This is a genomic window from Cronobacter sp. HA18006, assembly GCF_011605445.1.
Lineage (GTDB): Bacteria > Pseudomonadota > Gammaproteobacteria > Enterobacterales > Enterobacteriaceae > Cronobacter > Cronobacter sakazakii.
Genome location: NZ_JAANQB010000011.1, coordinates 826,455 through 846,843, shown reverse-complemented (window position 1 = coordinate 846,843; position 20,389 = coordinate 826,455). Strand labels below are relative to the sequence as shown.

Here is a 20,389-nt window from a genome sequence, read left to right as displayed (position 1 = left end):
TTATGTCAAAAAATACCAATATAATTCATAGTCTTACATCTTTGCGAATGTTTGCTGCCCTTGGGGTTTTCCTGAGCCATCTGGGGATAATGTCGCAATCTTCCATTCCTCAGTTCAACGAGGCATCAAGATACTTCTTTAATGGGTATGTTGGTGTCACGTTCTTTTATATCCTTTCCGGATTTATTATAAATTACAGCTTCAGCAGGCATCTGGCAGAAGGGCGGTTTAGCAATAAAGATTTTATTGTTTATCGCCTGGCCAGGCTATTTCCTGTCCATATTGTATCGCTGTTATGTGTTCTTCTTTTATTCGGTTACACAAAAAATTGGGAAGCTACAAACAAAGAAGCCTTACTCTATAATACGCTCCTTCTTCAATCTTTTATACCTGATGCAGGCTATTATTTTTCGTTTAATCCAGTGTCATGGAGCATTTCATGCGAGATGTTCTTCTATCTTTGCTTTTGTCTGCTTGTTAAATGCAGAACAAAACACCTGTTCTTCGCATTTTCTGCTGTTCAGGCAATCAACATTTATTTTCTGGTGTATCCACCCTCAGGAGTTTCTCTCCACTGGCTGTTCTATATAAATCCAATTTTCCGAATTAGCGACTTCATGCTTGGAATTATCATATGCAGAGCATTTCTTGCAAAGCCAGTAACTCCAAAAATCGTGGTTTGTAGCGCAATGGAAATTGGGTCTCTTCTGTTTCTGGCATTAACAATTTATGTAGCAACAAACCACGTGGCTAATATGAATGTTAAGTATGACCTTTTGTATATCCCTTGCATGGCTTCTGTCGTTATCGCGTTTGCGTTTAATGGCGGGATCATCTCTCGCATTCTTGCTAACAGATATTTAATACTCCTTGGTGAAGCGTCATTCTCATTCTACATGTTCCACTGGATGATTGTCTCAAAGTTAATAGAGGTAATGAATCCAGATAAGAACGACTATGCCTCAGTGCTAATTTATGCTGCAAGTTGTCTGGCACTTTCCATTGCCGTATCAATAATATCATTTAAGGTTATTGAGATGCCTGCAAATAAAATCATAAGGAATGCATGGGGACTATTTAAAGTTCGAGCTTTTAATGATAAAACACTAAATAAAACATAAAACCTCACTGAAGTTTCAATACTTGTCGTGGAAATTACCCATAAGGTAACTTCGTTCGGACTCGTCTTAGGTAATATTATCCGTTTACGGTTTATTGTGTATTATGAACCTGTCTACTAAGGGGGTTCTTATGCACATTAAACGGTGGTTCCAATGTCAACCACGATGACAGCAGACACGCTAAATCAGTCTCTTAGCATTGGCGCGCTGGCTTCTGTGTTGGCCGGAGTGCCTCCGGAGGTGGCGTTGGGCGCGCTGGCAGGCGCGGTAATATTTGTTACATCGGCGGTTGAGTACCCCATAAAAAGGCGGGTACTGCTGGCTGTTCTCAGCTTTCTCTGTGGCCTTCTCTTTTACAAAGCAACAGCGGCCATCCTCATTGGCCTGGCGAGCCTTATCCCGACGATTACGCAGGACTCGTTTGAAAAAGGGATAGTGTTCGCCGCTGGCGCTTTCGTCTCGTCCATTGTGGCTGTACGCATTGGCATCTGGCTCTATCACCGTTCTGAAAATCCACGCGACCTGATCCCGGGGAGAAAAGACGATGACCAGCCCTGAAGTACTGCTCCTGCTTAACGCCATAATCTGCGCGGGTATCGCCATCCGTGTCCTGCTTTTTCGCCGGGAAGGTGCCCGCCACCGCTGGTGGGGCGGCTGGCTTGCCTATGTCGTGATTGTTGTGGCCGCCAGCGTCCCCGTGCGGACCTTCTACGGCTATTACATCCTCCCTGACTGGTCCGACGTAATTATCAAAGCGGTATTTCTCGCTGCGCTGATAAAGACGAAAGGCAACGTCGTTCAGATTTTCAAAATATCGAGGTCCCAACATGGACATTAAAACGTTCCAGAAAGCTGCTGGCATTTCCCCGGAGCTGGCCGCGCGCTGGTTCCCGCACATTGATGCGGCGATGCGTGATTACGGCATCACTGCGCCGGTCGACCAGGCAATGTTCATCGCGCAGGTCGGCCATGAAAGCACCGGCTTTACCAGGCTGGAAGAGAGCTTCAACTACAGCATCGCAGCGCTTAATGATTTTGTCCGGGCTGGCCGGTTAACTCAGGATCAGGCCAACACGCTGGGCCGCCGCACGTATGAAAAGGTGCTGCCCCTTGAACGCCAGCGCGCGATCGCCAATCTGGTTTACAGCAAGCGCCTCGGTAATAACGCCCCGGGTGATGGCTGGAAATATCGCGGACGCGGGCTCATCCAGATCACCGGGCTCGAGAATTACCGCGATTGCGGCGCCGCGCTGAAACTTGACCTTGTGAGCTCGCCGGAACTGCTTTCCAAAGACGCCACCGCAGCGCGATCTGCAGCATGGTTCTATACCAGCAAAGGCTGCCTGAAATATCCGGGCGATTTGCTGCGCGTCACACAGATCATCAACGGCGGGCAGAACGGTATCGACGACCGGCGTGCACGGTTCGAAGCGGCCCGCAGGGTGCTGTGATGATGACATTTATCCGGGCATGGTGGAAACCGTTGCTGTTTATAGCACTGCTCGCGACGGCATTTTATTACCGGACGGCGCTCACAAAAACTGAGGCATCTTTAACCGAAGTTAATCGTGAATTAAAACTGGCTAAAGATGATATAGCGGACATGCAGCGTCGCCAGCGCGACGTCGCGGCACTCGATGAGAAATATTCTGGAGAACTGGCAGATGCTCAGGGTAAGATTGATCAGCTTGAACGTGATGTTGCTGCTGGCCGTCAGCGGCTGCGCCTCAACGCAACCTGCGGAAAGAACGCAACTGCCAGCACCACCGGCATGGATGATGGCACCGGCCCCAGACTTACTGACGCCGCTCAACGGGATTATTTCACCCTCAGGGAGCGAATAGAGACCGTCACCAGCCAGCTCAATGGACTTCAGCAATACGTCCGCGATCAATGTCTGAAATGACAGCGAAGCGGGGCAGTTTCTCCTGGTAACGGTATTGATGTCGGTATTGGTTTTATTTTCTTTTTTTATCTTTATTCAAATTCAATCAGTTAACCATCGTGCCTATAATTATGACTCTATTGTTTACAACCCGGTGGTCTATTATCCGACGCCGAAACCGACTGCGCAGATCTCTCAGAAGGTGCTTGATGGCCTGCTGAATTACACCAACGATAAACTGAAAACCGCCGCCGCGAGCCGCAAGCCGCTGGTGACGACGCCCGGCCCGCGCAGCGTGATTTTCCGCGGCGCGATCACTGCCGTCGACAGCAGCAAAGAAGGGCTGCAATTCTATGAAGTGCTGCCGATTGCGCTGGTGGTGGCCGGAACGGAAGTCGCGACAGGCCATCGTACGATGGACACCAGCCTGTTTTTTGAAGGTGAGCTGATTGACGCGGCGACGCAGAAAACCGTGGTGAAAGTGGTGCGTAAAGGTGAGGGGAAAGATCTCAACAACGAAAAGACGCCGCTCACGGTCGACAACCTCAAACAGGTGATCGACGATATGGCGACCGACGCGCGCATGTTCGATCCCGCGCCGAAATAAACCGTACAGAGGGAGCCTGGCTCCCTCTTTTTTATCCCGCCCGTCGCGCCAGCAGCGCGTAGCTTATCCCGCCAGCCATTAACCCCCAGAAGGCCGACCCGACGCCGAGCAGCGTCACGCCGGATGCCGTCACCAGAAAGGTAATCAGCGCCGCGTCGCGGGTGCGTTCATTCGCCAGCGCCTGATGCAGGCTGCCGCCAATGGTGCCGAGCAGCGCCAGCCCGGCGAGCGTTTGCAGCCACGGCAGCGGCAGGGCAGTCATCAGCGCGCCGACGGAGCCACCGCATACGCCCGCCAGCAGATAAAACACGCCCGCCATCGCCGCCGCTATCCAGCGCCTGTCGCGGTCCGGGTGCGCCTCCGGGCTCTGGCAGATGGCGGCGGTAATAGCGGCAATGCAAATGGAAAAAACGCCAAAGGGAGCAAGAATAAGCGCCAGCAGGCCGGTTGTGACCATCAACGGCGAAACCGGCACCCGGTAGCCGGAAGCCTGCAATGTGGCGACGCCTGGCGCGTTCTGCGAGGCCATTGTCACCAGAAAGAAGGGCAGGCCGACGCCGAGCAGCGAGGAGAGGCTGAACGCGGGCGAGACAAACTCCGGCGGTGCGAGGCGAAAATGCAGCGCTGCCGTGTTCACTTCGCCCTGTAACAGACAGACCGCGACGCCTGCCAGCAGCGCGGCCACCACGGCGTAGCGCGGCGCGAAGACTTTACAGAGCAGCCACGCCCCCGTCATGGCGGCGCACAGTATAAAATGCCCTTCCAGCGTGCCGAACGCCTGTAGCCCGAAGCGCAGCAGAATGCCCGCCAGCATCGCAGCGGCAAGGCCCGGCGGAATGATTTTCATCAGGCGGGCGAACAGGCCCGTCGCGCCGCAAATCACAATCAGCGCCGAGGCGAAAATAAAAATCCCGGCCGCTTCATGCAGATTGCTGCCCGCAAGGCCCGTCGCCAGCAGCGCCGCGCCGGGCGTTGACCAGGCGGTCAGCACCGGCGCGCGATACCACAGGCTTAGCGCGAGCGTGCTGACGCCCATGCCGATGCCGAGCATCGTCATCCAGCCCGCCGTTTGGGCAGGCGTGGCACCTGCCGCCGCCGCGGCCTGCCAGATAATAGCGGCAGAGCTGGCGTAGCCGACCAGCACCGCCACAAACCCTGCGATAACGGCAGGTGCCGGGGGAAGCGAAAAGCGCATACATACTCCGCTGTGCGTTATAACGTCCAGCGACTCTATCATCGTGCGCTATAACGCACAAGGCGCTATACTGGCACCCTCAAAGGAGAACGTATGGACATTACCGCCCATCTCGCGCAGACGCTGAAAGCGCTGCGCCAGCAGAAAAACTGGAGCCTGACCCAGGCGGCGCAGGAAACCGGCGTGTCGAAAGCGATGCTCGGCCAGATAGAGCGCAACGAATCGAGCCCGACGGTTGCCACGCTGTGGAAAATCGCCACCGGCTTTAACGTGCCGTTTTCGGCGTTTATCACACCGCCTGCGCCGGGGGCGCGTACCGTGTTTGACGCCCAGCAGACGATGCTGGTAGAGCCGGTGTTTCCGTGGGATGAACAGCTGCGCTTCGATATGCTCGCCGTTACGCTCGCGCCAGGCGCGCAGAGCGACTCCACGCCGCATGAGCGCGGCGTAACGGAGCATGTGGTGGTGATTGAGGGTGAGCTGGAGCTTCAGACGGACGGCGTCTGGCGGCGGCTCGGCCCTGGCGAAGGGCTGAAGTTTGCTGGCGACCGACCGCACGCCTACCGCAACGCGACGTCGCTGCCGGTGCGCTTTCATTCGCTTATTCACTACCCGGCGCCATAAAAAAAACCGCAAGCAAGCTTGCGGCCAACGACAATCTACAACGACACGATGAAACTGAGGTGATAAGTCAGGAATACCGCCTCAGCGTATCCCTTGCGCCGCGCCGCGTGAAATAAACCTTTTTGCAATACTTTCCCGCAGAACGGCAAACCCGCAGCGGTACCGTGAAACAGTTTCCGAACGCCCCGAATGTGACTACAATAGCCGCCTTTCAAATAACGGATAACGACGAATTATGCGCCTGCAACCGCATCACCTTGAACTGCTCAGCCCCGCCCGCGATACCGCTATCGCCCGCGAAGCCATTCTGCACGGCGCAGATGCAGTCTATATCGGCGGCCCCGGTTTCGGTGCCCGCCACAACGCCAGCAACAGTCTCCAGGACATCGCAGACCTGGTGCCGTTCGCCCATCGCTTCGGCGCGAAGGTGTTTGTCACGCTGAACACCATTTTGCATGACGACGAGCTCGAGCCGGCCCGCAAGCTTATCGGCCAGTTCTATGACGCGGGCGTTGACGCCCTGATCGTGCAGGATATGGGCATCATGGAGCTGGATATTCCGCCCATCGAGTTGCATGCCAGCACCCAGTGCGATATCCGCAGCGTCGAAAAGGCGAAGTTTCTCTCCGACGCCGGTTTCTCGCAAATCGTGCTGGCGCGCGAGCTGAACCTCAACCAGATCCGCGCCATTCATGAGAACACTGACGCCACCATCGAATTCTTTATTCATGGCGCGCTGTGCGTGGCTTATTCGGGCCAGTGCTATATCTCCCACGCCCAGACCGGGCGCAGCGCCAACCGCGGTGACTGCTCGCAGGCCTGCCGTCTGCCGTATACCCTGAAAGACGATCAGGGCCGCGTGGTGGCGTATGAGAAACACCTGCTGTCGATGAAAGATAACGATCAGACCGCCAACCTGGCGGCGCTGATTGACGCAGGCGTGCGCTCCTTCAAGATTGAAGGGCGCTACAAAGACATGAGCTACGTGAAAAACATCACGGCGCACTACCGCCAGATGCTCGACGCGATTATTGAAGATCGCGGCGATCTCGCACGTTCCTCCGCCGGTAACACGGCGCACTACTTCGTGCCGTCGACCGAGAAAACCTTCCACCGCGGCAGCACCGACTACTTCGTTAACGCCCGTAAAATCGATATTGGCGCGTTCGACACCCCGACGTTCGTCGGCCTGCCGGTCGGTGAAGTGCTGAGCGTCGGCAAAGAGCATCTGGACGTTGAGGCCACCGAGCCGCTCGCCAACGGCGACGGGCTGAACGTTATGATTAAGCGTGAAGTGGTTGGCTTTCGCGTTAACGTGGCGGAAAAAACCGGCGAAAACCGCTACCGCGTTTTCCCGAACGAGATGCCAGCGGCGCTGAAAACGCTGCGCCCGCACCACAAGCTTAACCGCAACCTCGATCACAACTGGCAGCAGGCGCTGCTGAAAACCTCCAGCGAGCGCCGCATCGGGGTGGATATCGAGCTTGGCGGCTGGCAGGAACAGCTGATCCTGACCATCACCAGCGAAGACGGCGTCAGCGTGACGCATACGCTCGACGGGCAGTTCGATGAAGCTAACAACCCGGAAAAAGCGCTGACCAGCCTGAAAGAGGGCCTGGCGAAACTGGGGCAGACCATCTATTTCGCCCGCGACGTGCAGGTGACGCTGCCGGGCGCGCTGTTTGTGCCTAACAGCCAGCTCAACGCGTTTCGCCGTGAAGCTATCGAGGCGCTGGACGCCGCGCGCCTGGCGAACTATCAGCGCGGCGCGCGTAAGCCGGTCTCCGTGCCGCCGCCGGTCTACCCGGAAACGCACCTGAGCTTCCTCGCGAACGTCTACAACCATAAGGCGCGTGAATTTTACCAGCGTTATGGCGTGCAGCTTATCGACGCCGCGTATGAGGCGCACGAGGAAAAAGGCGACGTGCCGGTGATGATCACCAAGCACTGCCTGCGCTTTGCCTTTAACCTCTGCCCGAAACAGGCGAAGGGCAACATCAAGAGCTGGAAGGCGACGCCGATGCAGCTGGTGCATGGCGACGAAGTGTTAACGCTGCGCTTTGACTGCAAACCCTGCGAAATGCACGTGGTCGGCAAGATCAAAAACCATATCCTGAAAATGCCGCAGCCGGGCAGCGTGGTCGCCTCCATCAGCCCGGAAGATCTGCTGAAGACCCTGCCAAAACGCAAAAACGCCTGACACTCCTTCCCTGAAAAGCCAGAGCCCACGCTCTGGCTTTTTTTGTCTGCATGCCATACCGCTCAACAAACCCGCACAAACTGGCCGTTCTCCAGGCGATTGCGCCGCTTCGCTTAAAAATAGGGTTGTCAGAATAGTACAAATCAAACTACTGTATATAAACACAGTAAATAACAACATAATGAATGGATGGAGTACGCCATGTTAATGATGCGACTCTTGCCACAGCCTGATGCCGAGGGGTTGCCGCTGTTCCTTGAGACAGTGGCCTGCGGATTTCCGTCGCCCGCTCAGGATTACGTCGAAAAGCGTGTAAGCCTTGACGCGCACTGCATTGTGCACCCGAACGCCACCTATTTTTTGCGGGCGGCCGGGGAGTCGATGAACGGCGCCGGGATCGAGGATGGCGATCTGCTGGTGGTGGACAGCGCCCTGAAGCCCCAGGAAGGCGATATCGTCGTGGCCGCGCTGGAAGGGGAGTTCACCGTCAAAACCCTGCGGCTGCACCCGGTGGCGCAACTGGTGCCGATGAACCCGGATTTCGCGCCGATCCCGCTTGGCGGCGACGCCGAGGTGGTGATCTTCGGCGTGGTCACCTGGGTGCTGAAGAAGAGGCGCTGAGATGTACGCGCTGGTGGATGTGAACAGCTTTTACGCCTCCTGCGAGATGGTGTTTCGCCCGGATCTGCGGGATAAACCGGTCGTGGTGCTGAGCAACAACGACGGCTGCGTCATTGCCCGCAGCCGCCAGGCGAAGGCGCTTGGCATCACCATGGCGGAACCCTATTTCAAACAGCGCGCGCTCTTTGAGCGTCACCGCGTGGCGGTCTTCAGCTCCAATTACGCGTTTTATGCCGACATGAGCAAACGCGTGATGGATATTCTCGAAGAGATGGCGCCGCAGGTGGAGATCTACTCGATCGACGAGGCGTTTGTCGATCTGCGCGGCGTCAGTAACGTCATGTCGCTGACCACGTTTGCTCATGAGATCCGCGACCGCCTCTGGCGCGAAACCCATCTGCCGGTCGGCGTGGGTATCGCGCCCACCAAAACGCTCGCCAAGCTTGCTAATCTCGCCACCAAAAAATGGCCGAAGTCGGGTGGGGTGGTCGATCTCTCCGATCCCGCCCGGCTGCGCAGGGCGCTGGCGCATTTTAACGTGGATGAAGTGTGGGGCGTCGGGCGCAGACTCAGCAAAAAGCTGGCGGCGATGGGCATTGAGACCGCGTTTGATCTGGCCAACAGCCCGGCGTGGGTGATCCGCAAGAATTTCAACGTGGTGCTGGAGCGCACCGTGCGCGAGCTGCGCGGCGAGCCGTGTCTGGCGATGGATGAGTTTGTTGCGCCGAAGCAGCAGATCGTGTGCAGCCGTTCGTTTGGCTACCGCGTCACGGCTTACCAGGATATGCGTCAGGCGGTCTGCGCCTGGGCGGAACGCGCCGCGGAGAAGCTGCGTCAGGAGCATCAGTTCTGCCGCCAGGTGGCGGTGTTTATCCGCACCAGCCCGCATGACGAACCCGACGACCGCTACAGTAATCAGGCGCTCTGCCAGGCGCTGACGCCCACCAACGACACCCGCGAAATCGTGCGGCTGGCGGTAAACGCGCTGGACGCCATCTGGCGCGAAGGCTATCGCTACATCAAAGCGGGCGTCATGCTGGGGGATTTTTTCAGCCAGGGCGTGGCGCAGCTTAATCTCTTCGATGAACACCCGCCGCAGGCCAACAGCGCGCCGCTGATGCATCTGCTGGATGAATATAATCGCTCAGGCAGGGGGAAGCTCTGGTTCGCAGGTCAGGGGATCGTCAAGCCCTGGGCGATGAAGCGCGAATTCCTTTCGCCAGGTTACACCACCCGTTTTAGTGAATTACCGCGCGCGAGTTTGTGGTGAGGGGCTAACAATTACGCCTTCGCCGCGCTGCCGGCTAAACGTGGCCATAAAACGCTGCGCGGCGACAATAAAAGTCCGCCAGGTAAGGTGTTTCTGATGGTTCTAATAACCCCTCAGCACCGCTCCACCAGATCAAATTCTTCAAACATCAGCGGCATGTCGGGTGAGAAACAGCCGGCACGGGTGAAAAACGCCTCGTGCTCATTGCGCCAGTAAGCGAGGCTTAAATCGCCTTCGCCTTCCAGTGCGGCGAGTTGTTCAGTAACGTCGCAGAATTTCACCAGCCGCAGCGTGTGGGTGCGAATAACGCACAGCGGCTCGCCCGCGCCGTTGAGGATAATGTGGTAATCCCCCGGCAGGGTCGGGTCGGCGTCTTGCCGCCAGGCGTGATAATCGCTGCAGCTGGCGCGTTTGGTGCCATGCGCCACCAGCGCGCCCAGCTCGTCCGCCATGTGCGGTGAGTCGCCAAAGCCCCAGGCCCGCGCGCCAGGGTATTTCTGTTGCAGTTCGTCTACAGTCATTCTGATACTTCCTTGTTAAATTAATGTAAGGAAATAGCATATCGTGAAAAAAGAGAGCCTGCTAATGATTATTTACTCGCCTGGCATGATTAATTAATCGGGGCGTTAAAATAAGCCACTGTTTTTGCCCCGATAAAAAATAAAAAACTGCCGTAAAGTAGTGTAAACGGGTTGAGAAAAGTCTGGCGGCATGGTTTAATTCGGGCGTGTTTGACTACCGAGGCCAATTTTGATCCGCAACGACGAGAAGCAAGACCGCGGATAAATTGAAAGATTATGGACAACCTGTTCAATTGTTTTATCTCCCTGTTTTACGTTTCTTCCACTCCTTTCCCTGCCACCTTTCTTTGCGGTGAACAGCACTGGCGCACGGCGCTTTAGTCCGTCTCTCTTCTGAATTTTTTCAGGCCGTCACTGTACGCCTGTTACTGTTTTAATCGTTTTTAATGACGCGTATTTACGCGCCATCTGATATGCCTGTGTATTTTTTCAGGCAGGAGAGAGATTATGATTTACTGGATTTTATTAGCATTAGCGATTGTGTCGGAAATTACCGGGACGCTGGCATTAAAATGGGCAAGCGTTGGCGGTGGCCACGCCGGATTTATTTTAATGCTGGTGATGATTTCCCTTTCTTATATTTTACTGTCTTTTTCTGTTAAGCGTATTGCGCTGGGTGTGGCTTACGCCCTGTGGGAAGGTGTCGGGATCGTCTTAATTACGCTCTTTAGCGTGTTGCTGTTTAACGAAACCCTGACGGTGCAAAAAGCGCTGGGCCTGCTGGTATTAATTGCCGGGATTTTACTGATCAAAACCGGCACCCGTACCGTGAGCCGCAAGGCGGAGGTGCGTCATGTCGCAGGTTGAGTTACAGCATATTCTCTGGCTGCTGCTGGCGATAGGCCTCGAAATTATCGCCAATATCTGGCTGAAATTCTCCGACGGCTTTCGCCGCCCGGTCTATGGCGTGGCGTCGCTTGCCGCCGTTCTCGCCGCCTTCAGCGCGCTGGGGCAGGCGGTGGAAGGCATCGATCTGGCGGTGGCGTACGCGCTGTGGGGCGGTTTTGGGATCGCCGCGACGGTGGCGGCAGGCTGGATTATGTTCGGCCAGCGGCTTAACCGCAAAGGCTGGGCCGGGCTTGGGCTGCTGCTGGTGGGCATGGTGATTATCAAGCTGGCGTGAGCCGTAAAGCAAAGAGAGAGGGGCGCTAAGCGCCCCTTTTTTATTCGCTCGCCAGCGCTTCCAGGCGCTCGCGAAAACCGGTCACTGAAATCGCACGGTTATCGGCGCGCCAGCGGTCTTTGGCGGCGGGCGCTGAGCTCTGCACGCCAATCAGTTGCCAGCCGGTGTCGGTGCGCAGCATCAGCGGCGAGCCGCTGTCGCCCGGCAGCGTGTCGCACTGGTGCGCCAGCACGTTACGCTGCGCCCAGCCGGTAATCAGGCAATCCTGATGGCTGTAGAGCGCGTCGAGATGATCTTCCGGGTAGCCGGACTGCGTCACGCGCCGCCCTGTCGCTTTCAGCGCGCGGTTCAGGGCCGCGCGATCGCCTTCGAACAGCGGTAGCGGTGTAAGGCCTGAAGGTGGGTTACGCAGAATAATCAGCCCGAAATCTTCCGGCGCGGCGGACGAGGGCACAATCCAGCCTTCGCCGTCGGCTTTCAGTTTATGCCCGAGCGACGGCGATACGCGCCCTTCAATGCTGTGAATTTCGTAGCGCCACGCCCCTTTATGCGACACAAAACGCAGCGCCACCGCACGGTCTGGGGTGCCGTCCGGCGGAGAGAGCAAACAGTGCCCGGCGGTCAGCGCCAGGTGCGGGGAGATAAGCGTGGCGGTACACAGGTTACCGCTTTCGGTTTCAAGCTGGCCGATGGCATCCCACGGGGACGCGGCCGGGTCCGGTACGGGCGTGCGGTCATCATGACCAAAAAAGAGGGTCTGAACGTCGCTTGCGGTCTCAGACGCGTCATCGCCCTCGTCGGCATGGGTAATAAAAGCGGGTAATAGTAGCGATCCCAGTAACAAGAAAACGGTTTTGCGCATATCACTCTCTGGTGGGGCAATTATGATTATTAAAGTAACCCTGTGAGGTAACTATAGACGTGACGCGAGCAAAGTGAGAATAAAATCAGCGTGCTAGCGACGTTTACCAGTAAAAAAAGATCGACAGCGCGCCGCATAACAGCAGCAGCGTCAGGATTATCTCAAACTGATAGCGGCGGATCATGTCGGGCCTCCGGAAACGCAGCCCGCGCGTCCGGCGCAAACGGCGACGCGCGTGCCTGAGCGCGCAGGCCTGACAAAAGCGGCGAAAAAAAACGGCGGGGCGTGAAGAGACTATAACGGCGCGGCGGGGCGGGCGTCCGTAGGTGATTAGTATCGGCGTGTAACGGAATGTACACACCGGGCGCGCGGCCCGGCGTATACGACGGCGCTACAGGTAGCGGGCTGTCAGGTGATCGCGGAAATAGCGCGGGTTGAGATCGTCGCCGGTGGCGTTAATCATCAGCTGCGAAGTGGTAAAGCGGCTGCCGTGCTGCCACACCGACTGACGCAGCCAGTCAAACAGCGCGCGCAGATCGCCTGCGGCAATCGAGGCATCCAGGTTCGGCAGCGCCTGGCGTGCAGCGTGGAAAAGCTGAGCGGCATACATCGCGCCAAGCGTGTACGACGGGAAGTAACCAAAGCCGCCATCCGTCCAGTGAATATCCTGCATACAGCCGTCGCGGTAGTTGCCGGTGGTGGAGATCCCCAGCCACTGCTGCATTTTCTCATCCCACAGGGCCGGAATGTCATCCACTTCAATATCGCCGTCGATCAGTGCGCGCTCAATCTCGTAGCGCAGCACCACGTGAGCCGGGTAGCTCACTTCATCGGCATCGACGCGGATAAAGCCTGGCTTGACGCGCTGGTTCCAGGCCAGATAGTTCTCCTCCTCAAACGCCGGTTGCTTGCCGAAACGCGAGACGACCTGCGGCAGCAGCAGCTTCAGGAACGGACGGCTGCGCCCGAGCTGCATTTCGAAGAACAGGCTCTGGGATTCATGAATCGCGGTAGAGCGTGCAAGCGACACCGGCTGGCCCGGCCATTCGCGCGGCAGGTTTTGCTCATAACGGGCATGGCCGGTTTCGTGGATCACGCCAAACAGCGCGCTGAAGAGTTCATTTTCGTCATAGCGGGTGGTGATGCGCACATCTTCCGGCACGCCGCCGCAGAACGGGTGCGCGCTGACATCCAGCCTGCCGCCGTCGAAATCAAAGCCGAGCAGGCGCATCGCCTCAAGGCCCAGATCGCGCTGTTGCGCCACCGGGAACGGCCCCTGCGGTGTGGTGAGAACGGTGCGTTCCTGCTTTTCCACCGCGCGGGCGAGGAGATCCGGCAGCCAGCTGCGCAGATCGCCAAACAGCGTATCGAGACGCGCGCTGGTCATGTCCGGCTCGAAAATATCGAGCAGGGCGTCATAGCGCGAACAGCCTTTGGCTTCGGCGCGAATAGCGGCCTCTTCACGGCTCAGCTTGACTACCTCTTTGAGGTTTTCCGAAAAGCCGTCCCAGTCGTTGGCCGGACGCTGGCTGCGCCAGGCGTGTTCGCAGCGGCTGCCCGCGAGCGATTTGGCCTCGACCAGCGCTTCCGGCAGCAGCGCCGCCTGCTGGTAGTGGCGCTGCATTTCGCGCAGGTTCGCCTGTTCGAGATCGTTTAAGTCTTCCTGTTCCGCGCCGCGCAGCCATTCGGCCATTTTTTTGTCGGTCAGGATCTGATGCTGCAGCACGCTCAGCTCCGCCAGGGCTTCGCCGCGCGCACGGCTGCCGCCCGGCGGCATCATGGCGAACATATCCCAGCTGGCGATAGCGGAGAGATGAGAGAAGCGGGAAAGCCGCAGGAACGTGCGGCTAAGCTGTTGATAGTTTTTGTTTTCCATAAGGCCTCGTGACGTTGTCGGCAAGCTGAAAAGGTAGCATTAACCCTGACGAAACACGAGGCCTGACGGGCGATTAGCGGACGCGGCGGTGCAGCCCACCGCCCACCAGCAGCGCCAGCGCCAGCAGCAGCGCGATAAATCCGCCGACGCCGTTCCAGCCGTAGCGGTGCCAGAACAGCCCGCCGAGCGTGCCCGCGAAGCTTGAGCCTAAGTAATAGCTGAACAGATAGAGCGAAGAGGCCTGGCCTTTGGCGCGCCGCGCCCGCGGGCCTATCCAGCTGCTCGCAACGGAGTGCGCCGCAAAGAACCCGGCGGAGAAGAGCAGCATACCCGCGAAAATCAGCCACAGCGACGAGAACAGCGTAAGCAGCAGGCCGCACAGCATCACGCCGGTAAAGCCGAGCATCACCGGGCCGCGGCCGAAGCGCGCGGTCATCGCGCCCGCTTTCGGCGAGCTCCAGGTGCCGGTGAGATACGCGACCGACAGCAGGCCCACCGCCGCCTGGCTTAAGTGCCAGGGCGAGAGCATCAGCCGGTAGCCGATGTAGTTAAACAGCGTCACAAACGCGCCCATCAGCAGAAAGCCTTCGGCGAAGAGCAGCGGCAGGCCGTCGTCGCGCCAGTGCAGGCGAAAGTTAATCAGCAGCGTGCGCGGGCGCAGCGACGAGGCGCGAAAATGGCGTGAGGCCGGAAGAATTTTCCAGAACATCAGCGCTGCCGCGAGCGCAAAGCAGCCGATAAACGCCATCGCCACGCGCCAGCTGAAGAAATCGGTGATAACCCCGGTGAGCAGACGGCCGCTCATCCCGCCAATTGAGTTGCCGCTGATGTAAAGCCCCATCGAGAACGCCACCATGCTGGGGTGGATCTCCTCGGACAGATAGGTCATGCCGACGGCCGCCACGCCGCTCAGCGACAGCCCAATCAGCGCGCGCATCAGCAGAATGCCGTGCCAGCTGTGCATCATGGTGGCGAGCAGGGTGCAGATGGAGGCCAGCAGCAGAGCCGTGACCATCACGTTTTTGCGTCCGATAGCGTCGGACAGCGGCCCGGTGAACAGCAGCCCCACGGCCAGCATCCCCGTGGCGACCGAGAGCGAAATACTGCTGGCGGCGGGCGTGACGCCAAATTCCTGCGACAGCACCGGCAGAATGGGCTGTACGCAGTAGAGCAGGGCGAAGGTGGCGAGACCCGCGGAGAAGAGCGCGAGCGTGACGCGCATAAAGGCGGGCGTGCCGCGTTTGATATACGTTGCCGGCGCGGCAGTTACGGTATCGTCAGCAGCCTGCGCCGACGGGGCGCTGACGGTAGTGGTACGACTCACAGCATATCCTTACGTAATATCCCCGCGATTGCTGGCTGCGGGTGAGGCACACACGAAGAGTAGAAAGCTGCTAATCATCTGTCTAATATATTAATAATCTCAAATAATACATAATAAATATGAATATCGAACTGCGTCATCTTCGCTATTTTGTGGCGGTGGCGGAAGAGCTGCATTTTGGCCGCGCCGCCGCCCGCCTGAATATCTCCCAGCCGCCGTTAAGCCAGCAGATCCAGGCGCTGGAAGCCCAGACCGGCGCACGGCTGCTGGCCCGCACCAACCGCAGCGTCACGCTCACGGCGGCAGGCAGGCAGTTTCTCGCCGACAGCCGCCAGATTTTAAGCGAGGTGGAAGCCGCGGCGGTGCGCGCCGCGCGCCTGCATAACGGCGAGACCGGCGAGCTGCGCATCGGTTTTACGTCATCGGCGCCGTTTATCCGCGCCATTTCCGACACGCTTTCCGTGTTTCGCCGTCGCTACCCGGATGTGCATTTACAGACGCTTGAGATAAACACCCGCTCGCAGATAGCGCCGCTGACCGAAGGGCGGCTCGATGTCGGGCTGATGCGTAACACCCCGCTGCCGGAGACGCTCGCCTGGCAACTGGTGCTGCGCGAGCCGCTGCTGGCGCTCATCCCCTGCGATCATCCGCTCGCCGCGCGCGAGGCGGTGTCGATAAGTGAGCTGGCGGGCGAGCCGTTCGTCTTTTTTGACCCGCACGTCGGCACCGGGCTGTATGACGATATTCTCGGGCTGTTGCATCGCTACGGCGTGCAGCCGCGCATCACGCAGGAGGTGGGCGAGGCGATGACAATCATCGGCCTGGTGGCGGCGGGGCTTGGCGTGTCGATTCTTCCGGCGTCGTTTCAGCGCGTGCGGTTAGAGGAAATGCGCTGGGTAAAACTGCGCGAGCCGGATGCAATTTCAGAAATGTGGCTGGTCTGGGCGCGGCATCAGGAGCAAAGCGCCGCGGCACAACGTTTTATTTCTCTGCTTAACGGGGCCGCGCAATGGCCGGAAACGGCCGCCGATCTGCATAAAAATGTGCGGTAAATCACAAGGCTAAGTAAAAATTTGACGCGCCCTGGCGAAGTGATTCACCATAGCCGAATGTTTATTTCGAAGCGCGAAAATAAGGGAGCAGGACGTGGTTGCTGACAGTCAACCGGGCCATATCGATCAGATAAAACAGACCAATGCGGGCGCTGTCTATCGCCTGATTGATCAGCTTGGCCCGGTATCACGTATCGATCTTTCCAGACTGGCGCAACTCGCCCCCGCCAGCATTACCAAAATCGTGCGCGAAATGCTGGAGGCGCATCTGGTTCAGGAGACGGAAATCCAGGAGCCAGGCAGCCGTGGTCGCCCCGCCGTAGGGCTCGCGGTGGAAACCGACGCCTGGCACTACCTTTCGGTGCGCATCAACCGCGGTGAAATCAACCTCGCGCTGCGCGATCTCAGCAGCAAACTAGTGGTGGAAGAGCAGCTCGATCTGCCGTTGCAGGAGGCCCGCCCGCTGCTCGATCGCATTATCGACCATATCGATCGCTTTTTTATCCGCCATCAGCGTCAGCTGGAGCGCCTCACCGCCATCGCCATTACGCTCCCTGGCGTTATTGATACCGAACACGGGCTGGTGCGCCAGATGCCGTTTTATGATGTCGTCGATATGCCGCTTGGCGCGGCGCTGGAGGCGCACACCGGCGTACCGGTGTTTGTTCAGCATGACATCAGCGCCTGGACGATGGCCGAAGGGCTGTTCGGCGCGTCACGCGGCGCGCGCGACGTGATTCAGGTGGTTATCGATCATAACGTCGGCGCGGGCGTCATTACCGACGGCCGCCTGCTGCACGCGGGCAGCAGCAGCCTGGTGGAGATTGGCCACACGCAGGTCGATCCTTATGGCAAGCGCTGCTACTGCGGCAACCACGGCTGCCTTGAAACTATCGCCAGCATCGACAGCGTGCTGGAGCTGGCCCAGCAGCGGATGAATCAGTCGATGGGCTCGATGCTGCACGGACAGCCGCTGAGCGTGGAGTCGCTGTGCGACGCGGCGCTGGCGGGCGATCTGCTGGCGCGCGATATTATTCTCGGCGTCGGCGTTAACGTCGGGCGCATTCTCGCGATTATGGTCAATCTGTTTAATCCACAAAAAATTCTGATTGGTTCGCCGCTTAACCGGGCGTCCGATATTCTCTTTCCGGCGATTGCTGACGCCGTTCGCCAGCAGTCGCTGCCCGCCTACAGCCGGAACATCAGCGTGGAAAGCACCCAGTTCTCAAACCGCGGCACGATGGCGGGCGCAGCGCTGGTGAAAGACGCGATGTATAACGGTTCGTTGTTGATTCGCCTGCTGCAAGGCTGACGACTTTCCCTTGATCCACTAAAAATTGCGCTAACTCAAGCTGACCCTGAAAGTCTTCTTTTAGACTTTTGCCACTGGATCATTCTTTTTAACACAATGGCAGATGGAGTCAGCGATGCTTAAGCGCGTCTTTATTACCGGTACAGATACCGCCGTCGGGAAAACGGTGGTTTCCCGCGCCCTGTTACAGGCGCTGGCCGCCACCGGCAAACGCGTGGTGGGCTATAAGCCGGTGGCGAAAGGCAGCAAAATGACGCCGGAGGGGCTGCGCAACAAAGATGCCCTGGTGCTGCAAAGCGTCTCTTCCCTGACGCTGCCGTATGAGGCCATCAACCCCATCGCGTTCAGCGAAGAAGAGAGCAGCGTGGCGCATAGCTGCGCCATTAACTATTCGCTGCTGTCAAACGGCCTCGCGCAGCTGGGTGAGCAGGCGGATCACGTGGTGGTGGAGGGCACAGGCGGCTGGCGCAGTCTGATGAACGATTTACGCCCGCTTTCCGACTGGGTGGTGCAGGAGCAGTTGCCGGTGTTGATGGTGGTCGGCATTCAGGAAGGGTGTCTGAACCATGCGCTGTTGACCGCGCAGGCGATAGCGAGCGACGGCCTGCCGCTGGTGGGCTGGGTGGCGAACCGGATAAATCCGGGGCTTGCGCATTACGCCGAAATTATCGAGGTGTTAAGCCAGAAGCTGCCCGCGCCGCTGGTTGGCGAATTACCGTATCTGCCGCGCGCCGAGCAGCGCGATTTAGCGAAGTGGGTGGATGTCACGCGTCTTGGTGCAACCGACCCATTGCGCGCCGCGGTGTGAATGGTTTTATGGTGGGTGCGCTGCGCTTACCCGCCCTACGGAACAGACGGTGGAGCAATAATGTAGGGCGGGTAAGCGCAGCGCACCCGCCTTGTGGAACAGACGGCAGGAGACGCACCCGCCGTTATACTCACCCTTCGTGAATATTGAGCGCCCGTCGCGTACGTCCGGAGCTGAGATAATCGGCGATATAATCCTGTGAAATCTCACCGCTGTAACGGCCGTCTTCATCCACGATCGGCATCCAGACCGTGTTGTGCTCGTAAAGACGTGATAACACCACGCGCAGGTTATCTTCCGCTTTACCGGTCACGCGGAACGGGTGGGTGATATCGGCGCAAACGCCCGTTGCGCCGCGCGCTTCGCGACGCTTCACAAATCCCAGCGGCTTCTCGTTCTCATCCACCACCGTCACGGAACGCATATCGTTGTCGTCCATCAGCGCGAACGCCTCTGCAAGCGGCGTCGAGCTACGCACTGTAATCGTCGGCTGTTTGTCGGTCACATCGCCCGCCTGAATCAGCAGCAGGCGTTTCAGCGTACGATCCTGGCCCACAAAAGAGCCGACAAACTCGTTGGCCGGTTTCGCGAGCAGCTCGTCGGGGCTGGCGCACTGAATGATTTTCCCCTGGCGGAACACCGCGATGCGATCGCCAAGCTTCAGCGCTTCGTCGATATCGTGGCTCACCAGCATCACGGTTTTCTTCAGCTGGCGCTGCATCTCCAGGAACTGATTCTGGATAACCTCGCGGTTAATCGGGTCGACCGCGCCGAACGGTTCATCCATCAGCAGCACCGGTGGATCCGCCGCCAGCGCGCGGATAACGCCGATACGCTGCTGCTGGCCGCCGGACATCTCTTTCGGGTAGCGGTTCAGAAAGCGTTTTGGGTCCAGCGCCACCATCGCCATCAGCTCGGTCGCGCGTTCCTTGCAGCGCGCTTTATCCCAGCCCAGCATCCTCGGCACCACGGTGATGTTCTCTTCAATCGTCATATTCGGGAACAGGCCAATCTGCTGGATGACGTAGCCGATATTGCGGCGCAGCGTGACGGTATCGAGATCGGTTGTGTCTTCGCCGTTAATAAAAATCTTGCCGCCGGAGGGCGCGATCAGCCGGTTAATCATCTTCAGCGTGGTGGTCTTGCCGCAGCCAGACGGGCCGAGCAGCACGCACATTTCGCCTTCCGGCACGTTCAGGTTGACGTTATCGACGGCGTTAAACGTCTGGCCGTTCTTCTGCACAAACTGTTTGGTGAGGTTTTCAAGTTTAATCATTAGCGGATCCCCTTCGGCGTCAGCACAACCTGCAGGCGGTGCAGTAACCAGTCCAGAATAATGGCCAGTAAACAGATCATCAGCGCACCGGCGATAAGCATACGAATGTCGCTCCCGCCGATGCCGTTAAGCAGCAACAACCCCAGACCGCCCGCGCCGATAACGGCGGCGATCGCCATCACGCCGATATTCATCACGACCGCGGTACGAATGCCGCCGAAAATCACCGGCAGCGCCATGGGAATTTCCACCCAGCGCAGGCGCTGCCAGAACGTCATACCGATACCGCGTCCGGCCTCGCGAAGCCCCGGCGGCAGGCTGTCGAGCGCGGTGTGCGTGTTACGCACGATCGGCAGCAGCGAGTAAAGAAACACGGCGGTGATGGCGGGCAGAGCGCCAATGCCCTGGCCTATCAGCGAGAAGAGCGGGATCATCAGCCCGAACAGGGCGATGGACGGAATGGTCAGCACCAGCGTCGCGAGCCCCAGCACCGGCGTGGCGAGCCATTTATGGCGCACAATCAGAATGCCGAGCGGCACGCCGATGACAATCGCGAAGCCCACCGCCAGCAGCACCAGCCACAGGTGCTGGAACGTGAGGCTCGCCAGGAAACCGGCGTTATCGATCATATAGTGAATGGTATCCATCATCC

Annotated in this window: 21 protein-coding genes and 1 pseudogene; 15 read left to right on the top strand and 7 right to left on the bottom strand. The window is 58.2% G+C overall.

The window, feature by feature from the left end:
* The first annotated feature begins 2 nt into the window (after positions 1 to 2).
* The 6 genes and pseudogenes from G9X48_RS05730 to G9X48_RS05705 form a co-directional block, all read left to right on the top strand.
* The gene (locus tag G9X48_RS05730; RefSeq protein ID WP_105590372.1) at positions 3 to 1,121 is read left to right on the top strand and encodes an acyltransferase; all 1,119 of its coding nucleotides are present in this window, start codon (positions 3 to 5) and stop codon (positions 1,119 to 1,121) included.
* Between the two features lie 153 nt (positions 1,122 to 1,274).
* The gene (locus G9X48_RS05725; protein WP_080865851.1) at positions 1,275 to 1,679 is read left to right on the top strand and encodes a putative holin; all 405 of its coding nucleotides are present in this window, start codon (positions 1,275 to 1,277) and stop codon (positions 1,677 to 1,679) included.
* On the top strand, positions 1,666 to 1,959 hold the full coding sequence (locus G9X48_RS05720) for a phage holin family protein (RefSeq protein ID WP_007896068.1): 294 nt from the start codon (positions 1,666 to 1,668) through the stop codon (positions 1,957 to 1,959). Before G9X48_RS05725 ends, G9X48_RS05720 begins: the two co-directional genes overlap by 14 nt.
* Entirely contained in the window at positions 1,949 to 2,572 is a 624-nt protein-coding gene (locus G9X48_RS05715) for a glycoside hydrolase family 19 protein (protein ID WP_080865850.1), read from the top strand. Before G9X48_RS05720 ends, G9X48_RS05715 begins: the two co-directional genes overlap by 11 nt.
* 2 nt (positions 2,573 to 2,574) lie before the next feature.
* A complete protein-coding gene (locus G9X48_RS05710; RefSeq protein WP_032975847.1) occupies positions 2,575 to 3,027 on the top strand; it encodes a lysis protein in 453 nt (150 codons plus the stop codon).
* Between the two features lie 106 nt (positions 3,028 to 3,133).
* Positions 3,134 to 3,613 (top strand): annotated as a pseudogene (locus G9X48_RS05705) (DUF3313 domain-containing protein); the annotation flags it as partial.
* A gap of 31 nt (positions 3,614 to 3,644) precedes the next feature.
* On the opposite strand, the gene G9X48_RS05700 reads toward G9X48_RS05705, so the two are convergent.
* Positions 3,645 to 4,808, bottom strand: a complete 1,164-nt coding sequence (locus G9X48_RS05700) for a benzoate/H(+) symporter BenE family transporter (RefSeq protein ID WP_105536236.1) — start codon at positions 4,806 to 4,808, stop codon at positions 3,645 to 3,647.
* A 93-nt stretch (positions 4,809 to 4,901) separates the two neighbouring features.
* Between G9X48_RS05700 and G9X48_RS05695 the strand changes: the two genes are divergently transcribed.
* From G9X48_RS05695 to umuC, 4 genes are all read left to right on the top strand, one after another.
* Positions 4,902 to 5,432 (top strand): XRE family transcriptional regulator, encoded by a 531-nt coding sequence (locus G9X48_RS05695; protein ID WP_004388315.1) that lies wholly within the window; start codon positions 4,902 to 4,904, stop codon positions 5,430 to 5,432.
* Positions 5,433 to 5,667: 235 nt separating this feature from the next.
* Entirely contained in the window at positions 5,668 to 7,632 is a 1,965-nt protein-coding gene (locus G9X48_RS05690) for a U32 family peptidase (protein WP_007849955.1), read from the top strand.
* A gap of 201 nt (positions 7,633 to 7,833) precedes the next feature.
* Positions 7,834 to 8,253, top strand: a complete 420-nt coding sequence (umuD, locus tag G9X48_RS05685) for a translesion error-prone DNA polymerase V autoproteolytic subunit (protein ID WP_007775328.1) — start codon at positions 7,834 to 7,836, stop codon at positions 8,251 to 8,253.
* A gap of 1 nt (position 8,254) precedes the next feature.
* On the top strand, positions 8,255 to 9,523 hold the full coding sequence (umuC, locus tag G9X48_RS05680; RefSeq protein ID WP_097640638.1) for a translesion error-prone DNA polymerase V subunit UmuC: 1,269 nt from the start codon (positions 8,255 to 8,257) through the stop codon (positions 9,521 to 9,523).
* Positions 9,524 to 9,636: 113 nt separating this feature from the next.
* On the opposite strand, the gene G9X48_RS05675 is transcribed toward umuC, so the two are convergent.
* A complete protein-coding gene (locus tag G9X48_RS05675; RefSeq protein ID WP_032989487.1) occupies positions 9,637 to 10,044 on the bottom strand; it encodes an ASCH domain-containing protein in 408 nt (135 codons plus the stop codon).
* A gap of 507 nt (positions 10,045 to 10,551) precedes the next feature.
* Between G9X48_RS05675 and mdtJ the strand changes: the two genes are divergently transcribed.
* Together mdtJ and mdtI are read left to right on the top strand one after the other, a co-directional pair.
* On the top strand, positions 10,552 to 10,911 hold the full coding sequence (mdtJ, locus tag G9X48_RS05670; RefSeq protein WP_007868015.1) for a multidrug/spermidine efflux SMR transporter subunit MdtJ: 360 nt from the start codon (positions 10,552 to 10,554) through the stop codon (positions 10,909 to 10,911).
* On the top strand, positions 10,898 to 11,227 hold the full coding sequence (mdtI, locus tag G9X48_RS05665; protein ID WP_007775321.1) for a multidrug/spermidine efflux SMR transporter subunit MdtI: 330 nt from the start codon (positions 10,898 to 10,900) through the stop codon (positions 11,225 to 11,227). The genes mdtJ and mdtI overlap by 14 nt, the downstream gene beginning before the upstream one ends.
* A gap of 40 nt (positions 11,228 to 11,267) precedes the next feature.
* Here mdtI and G9X48_RS05660 read toward each other — a convergent pair whose 3' ends face one another.
* From G9X48_RS05660 to G9X48_RS05650, 3 genes are all read right to left on the bottom strand, one after another.
* Positions 11,268 to 12,089, bottom strand: coding sequence for a serine protease (locus G9X48_RS05660; protein ID WP_012124695.1), 822 nt, complete (start codon positions 12,087 to 12,089; stop codon positions 11,268 to 11,270).
* A gap of 391 nt (positions 12,090 to 12,480) precedes the next feature.
* The gene (locus G9X48_RS05655) at positions 12,481 to 13,965 is read right to left on the bottom strand and encodes a carboxypeptidase M32 (protein WP_097640637.1); all 1,485 of its coding nucleotides are present in this window, start codon (positions 13,963 to 13,965) and stop codon (positions 12,481 to 12,483) included.
* A 73-nt stretch (positions 13,966 to 14,038) separates the two neighbouring features.
* The gene (locus G9X48_RS05650; protein ID WP_097640636.1) at positions 14,039 to 15,289 is read right to left on the bottom strand and encodes an MFS transporter; all 1,251 of its coding nucleotides are present in this window, start codon (positions 15,287 to 15,289) and stop codon (positions 14,039 to 14,041) included.
* Positions 15,290 to 15,408: 119 nt separating this feature from the next.
* Here G9X48_RS05650 and G9X48_RS05645 point away from each other — a divergent pair, with 119 nt between their 5' ends.
* The 3 genes from G9X48_RS05645 to bioD all read left to right on the top strand — a co-directional run bounded on the left by G9X48_RS05645 (position 15,409) and on the right by bioD (position 18,461).
* Positions 15,409 to 16,341 (top strand): LysR family transcriptional regulator, encoded by a 933-nt coding sequence (locus tag G9X48_RS05645; RefSeq protein WP_014728823.1) that lies wholly within the window; start codon positions 15,409 to 15,411, stop codon positions 16,339 to 16,341.
* Between the two features lie 94 nt (positions 16,342 to 16,435).
* Entirely contained in the window at positions 16,436 to 17,653 is a 1,218-nt protein-coding gene (gene mlc, locus G9X48_RS05640; protein ID WP_007867994.1) for a sugar metabolism global transcriptional regulator Mlc, read from the top strand.
* 115 nt (positions 17,654 to 17,768) lie between these two features.
* Positions 17,769 to 18,461: a dethiobiotin synthase gene (gene bioD, locus G9X48_RS05635; protein ID WP_029039123.1), complete on the top strand. Its 693-nt coding sequence runs from the start codon at positions 17,769 to 17,771 to the stop codon at positions 18,459 to 18,461.
* 130 nt (positions 18,462 to 18,591) lie between these two features.
* Here bioD and osmV read toward each other — a convergent pair whose 3' ends face one another.
* Positions 18,592 to 19,737: an osmoprotectant ABC transporter ATP-binding protein OsmV gene (osmV, locus tag G9X48_RS05630; RefSeq protein WP_004387233.1), complete on the bottom strand. Its 1,146-nt coding sequence runs from the start codon at positions 19,735 to 19,737 to the stop codon at positions 18,592 to 18,594.
* Positions 19,737 to 20,384 carry an osmoprotectant ABC transporter permease OsmW gene (osmW, locus tag G9X48_RS05625; protein WP_004387234.1) on the bottom strand — a complete coding sequence of 216 codons (648 nt, stop codon included), beginning with the start codon at positions 20,382 to 20,384 and terminating at the stop codon, positions 19,737 to 19,739. The genes osmV and osmW overlap by 1 nt, the downstream gene beginning before the upstream one ends.
* Between the last annotated feature and the right edge of the window lie 5 nt (positions 20,385 to 20,389).

What these genes read in the sequence shown, in the direction of transcription:
- osmV (WP_004387233.1), bottom strand. Translation starts at nt 19,737, where the DNA reads ATGATTAAACTTGAAAACCTCACCAAACAGTTTGTGCAGAAGAACGGC.
- G9X48_RS05715 (WP_080865850.1), top strand. Translation starts at nt 1,949, where the DNA reads ATGGACATTAAAACGTTCCAGAAAGCTGCTGGCATTTCCCCGGAGCTG.
- umuC (WP_097640638.1), top strand. Translation starts at nt 8,255, where the DNA reads ATGTACGCGCTGGTGGATGTGAACAGCTTTTACGCCTCCTGCGAGATG.
- G9X48_RS05730 (WP_105590372.1), top strand. Translation starts at nt 3, where the DNA reads ATGTCAAAAAATACCAATATAATTCATAGTCTTACATCTTTGCGAATG.
- G9X48_RS05710 (WP_032975847.1), top strand. Translation starts at nt 2,575, where the DNA reads ATGACATTTATCCGGGCATGGTGGAAACCGTTGCTGTTTATAGCACTG.
- mdtJ (WP_007868015.1), top strand. Translation starts at nt 10,552, where the DNA reads ATGATTTACTGGATTTTATTAGCATTAGCGATTGTGTCGGAAATTACC.
- G9X48_RS05725 (WP_080865851.1), top strand. Translation starts at nt 1,275, where the DNA reads ATGTCAACCACGATGACAGCAGACACGCTAAATCAGTCTCTTAGCATT.
- bioD (WP_029039123.1), top strand. Translation starts at nt 17,769, where the DNA reads ATGCTTAAGCGCGTCTTTATTACCGGTACAGATACCGCCGTCGGGAAA.
- G9X48_RS05645 (WP_014728823.1), top strand. Translation starts at nt 15,409, where the DNA reads ATGAATATCGAACTGCGTCATCTTCGCTATTTTGTGGCGGTGGCGGAA.
- G9X48_RS05675 (WP_032989487.1), bottom strand. Translation starts at nt 10,044, where the DNA reads ATGACTGTAGACGAACTGCAACAGAAATACCCTGGCGCGCGGGCCTGG.
- G9X48_RS05720 (WP_007896068.1), top strand. Translation starts at nt 1,666, where the DNA reads ATGACCAGCCCTGAAGTACTGCTCCTGCTTAACGCCATAATCTGCGCG.
- G9X48_RS05690 (WP_007849955.1), top strand. Translation starts at nt 5,668, where the DNA reads ATGCGCCTGCAACCGCATCACCTTGAACTGCTCAGCCCCGCCCGCGAT.
- G9X48_RS05655 (WP_097640637.1), bottom strand. Translation starts at nt 13,965, where the DNA reads ATGGAAAACAAAAACTATCAACAGCTTAGCCGCACGTTCCTGCGGCTT.
- G9X48_RS05660 (WP_012124695.1), bottom strand. Translation starts at nt 12,089, where the DNA reads ATGCGCAAAACCGTTTTCTTGTTACTGGGATCGCTACTATTACCCGCT.
- osmW (WP_004387234.1), bottom strand. Translation starts at nt 20,384, where the DNA reads ATGGATACCATTCACTATATGATCGATAACGCCGGTTTCCTGGCGAGC.
- G9X48_RS05695 (WP_004388315.1), top strand. Translation starts at nt 4,902, where the DNA reads ATGGACATTACCGCCCATCTCGCGCAGACGCTGAAAGCGCTGCGCCAG.
- umuD (WP_007775328.1), top strand. Translation starts at nt 7,834, where the DNA reads ATGTTAATGATGCGACTCTTGCCACAGCCTGATGCCGAGGGGTTGCCG.
- mdtI (WP_007775321.1), top strand. Translation starts at nt 10,898, where the DNA reads ATGTCGCAGGTTGAGTTACAGCATATTCTCTGGCTGCTGCTGGCGATA.
- G9X48_RS05700 (WP_105536236.1), bottom strand. Translation starts at nt 4,808, where the DNA reads ATGCGCTTTTCGCTTCCCCCGGCACCTGCCGTTATCGCAGGGTTTGTG.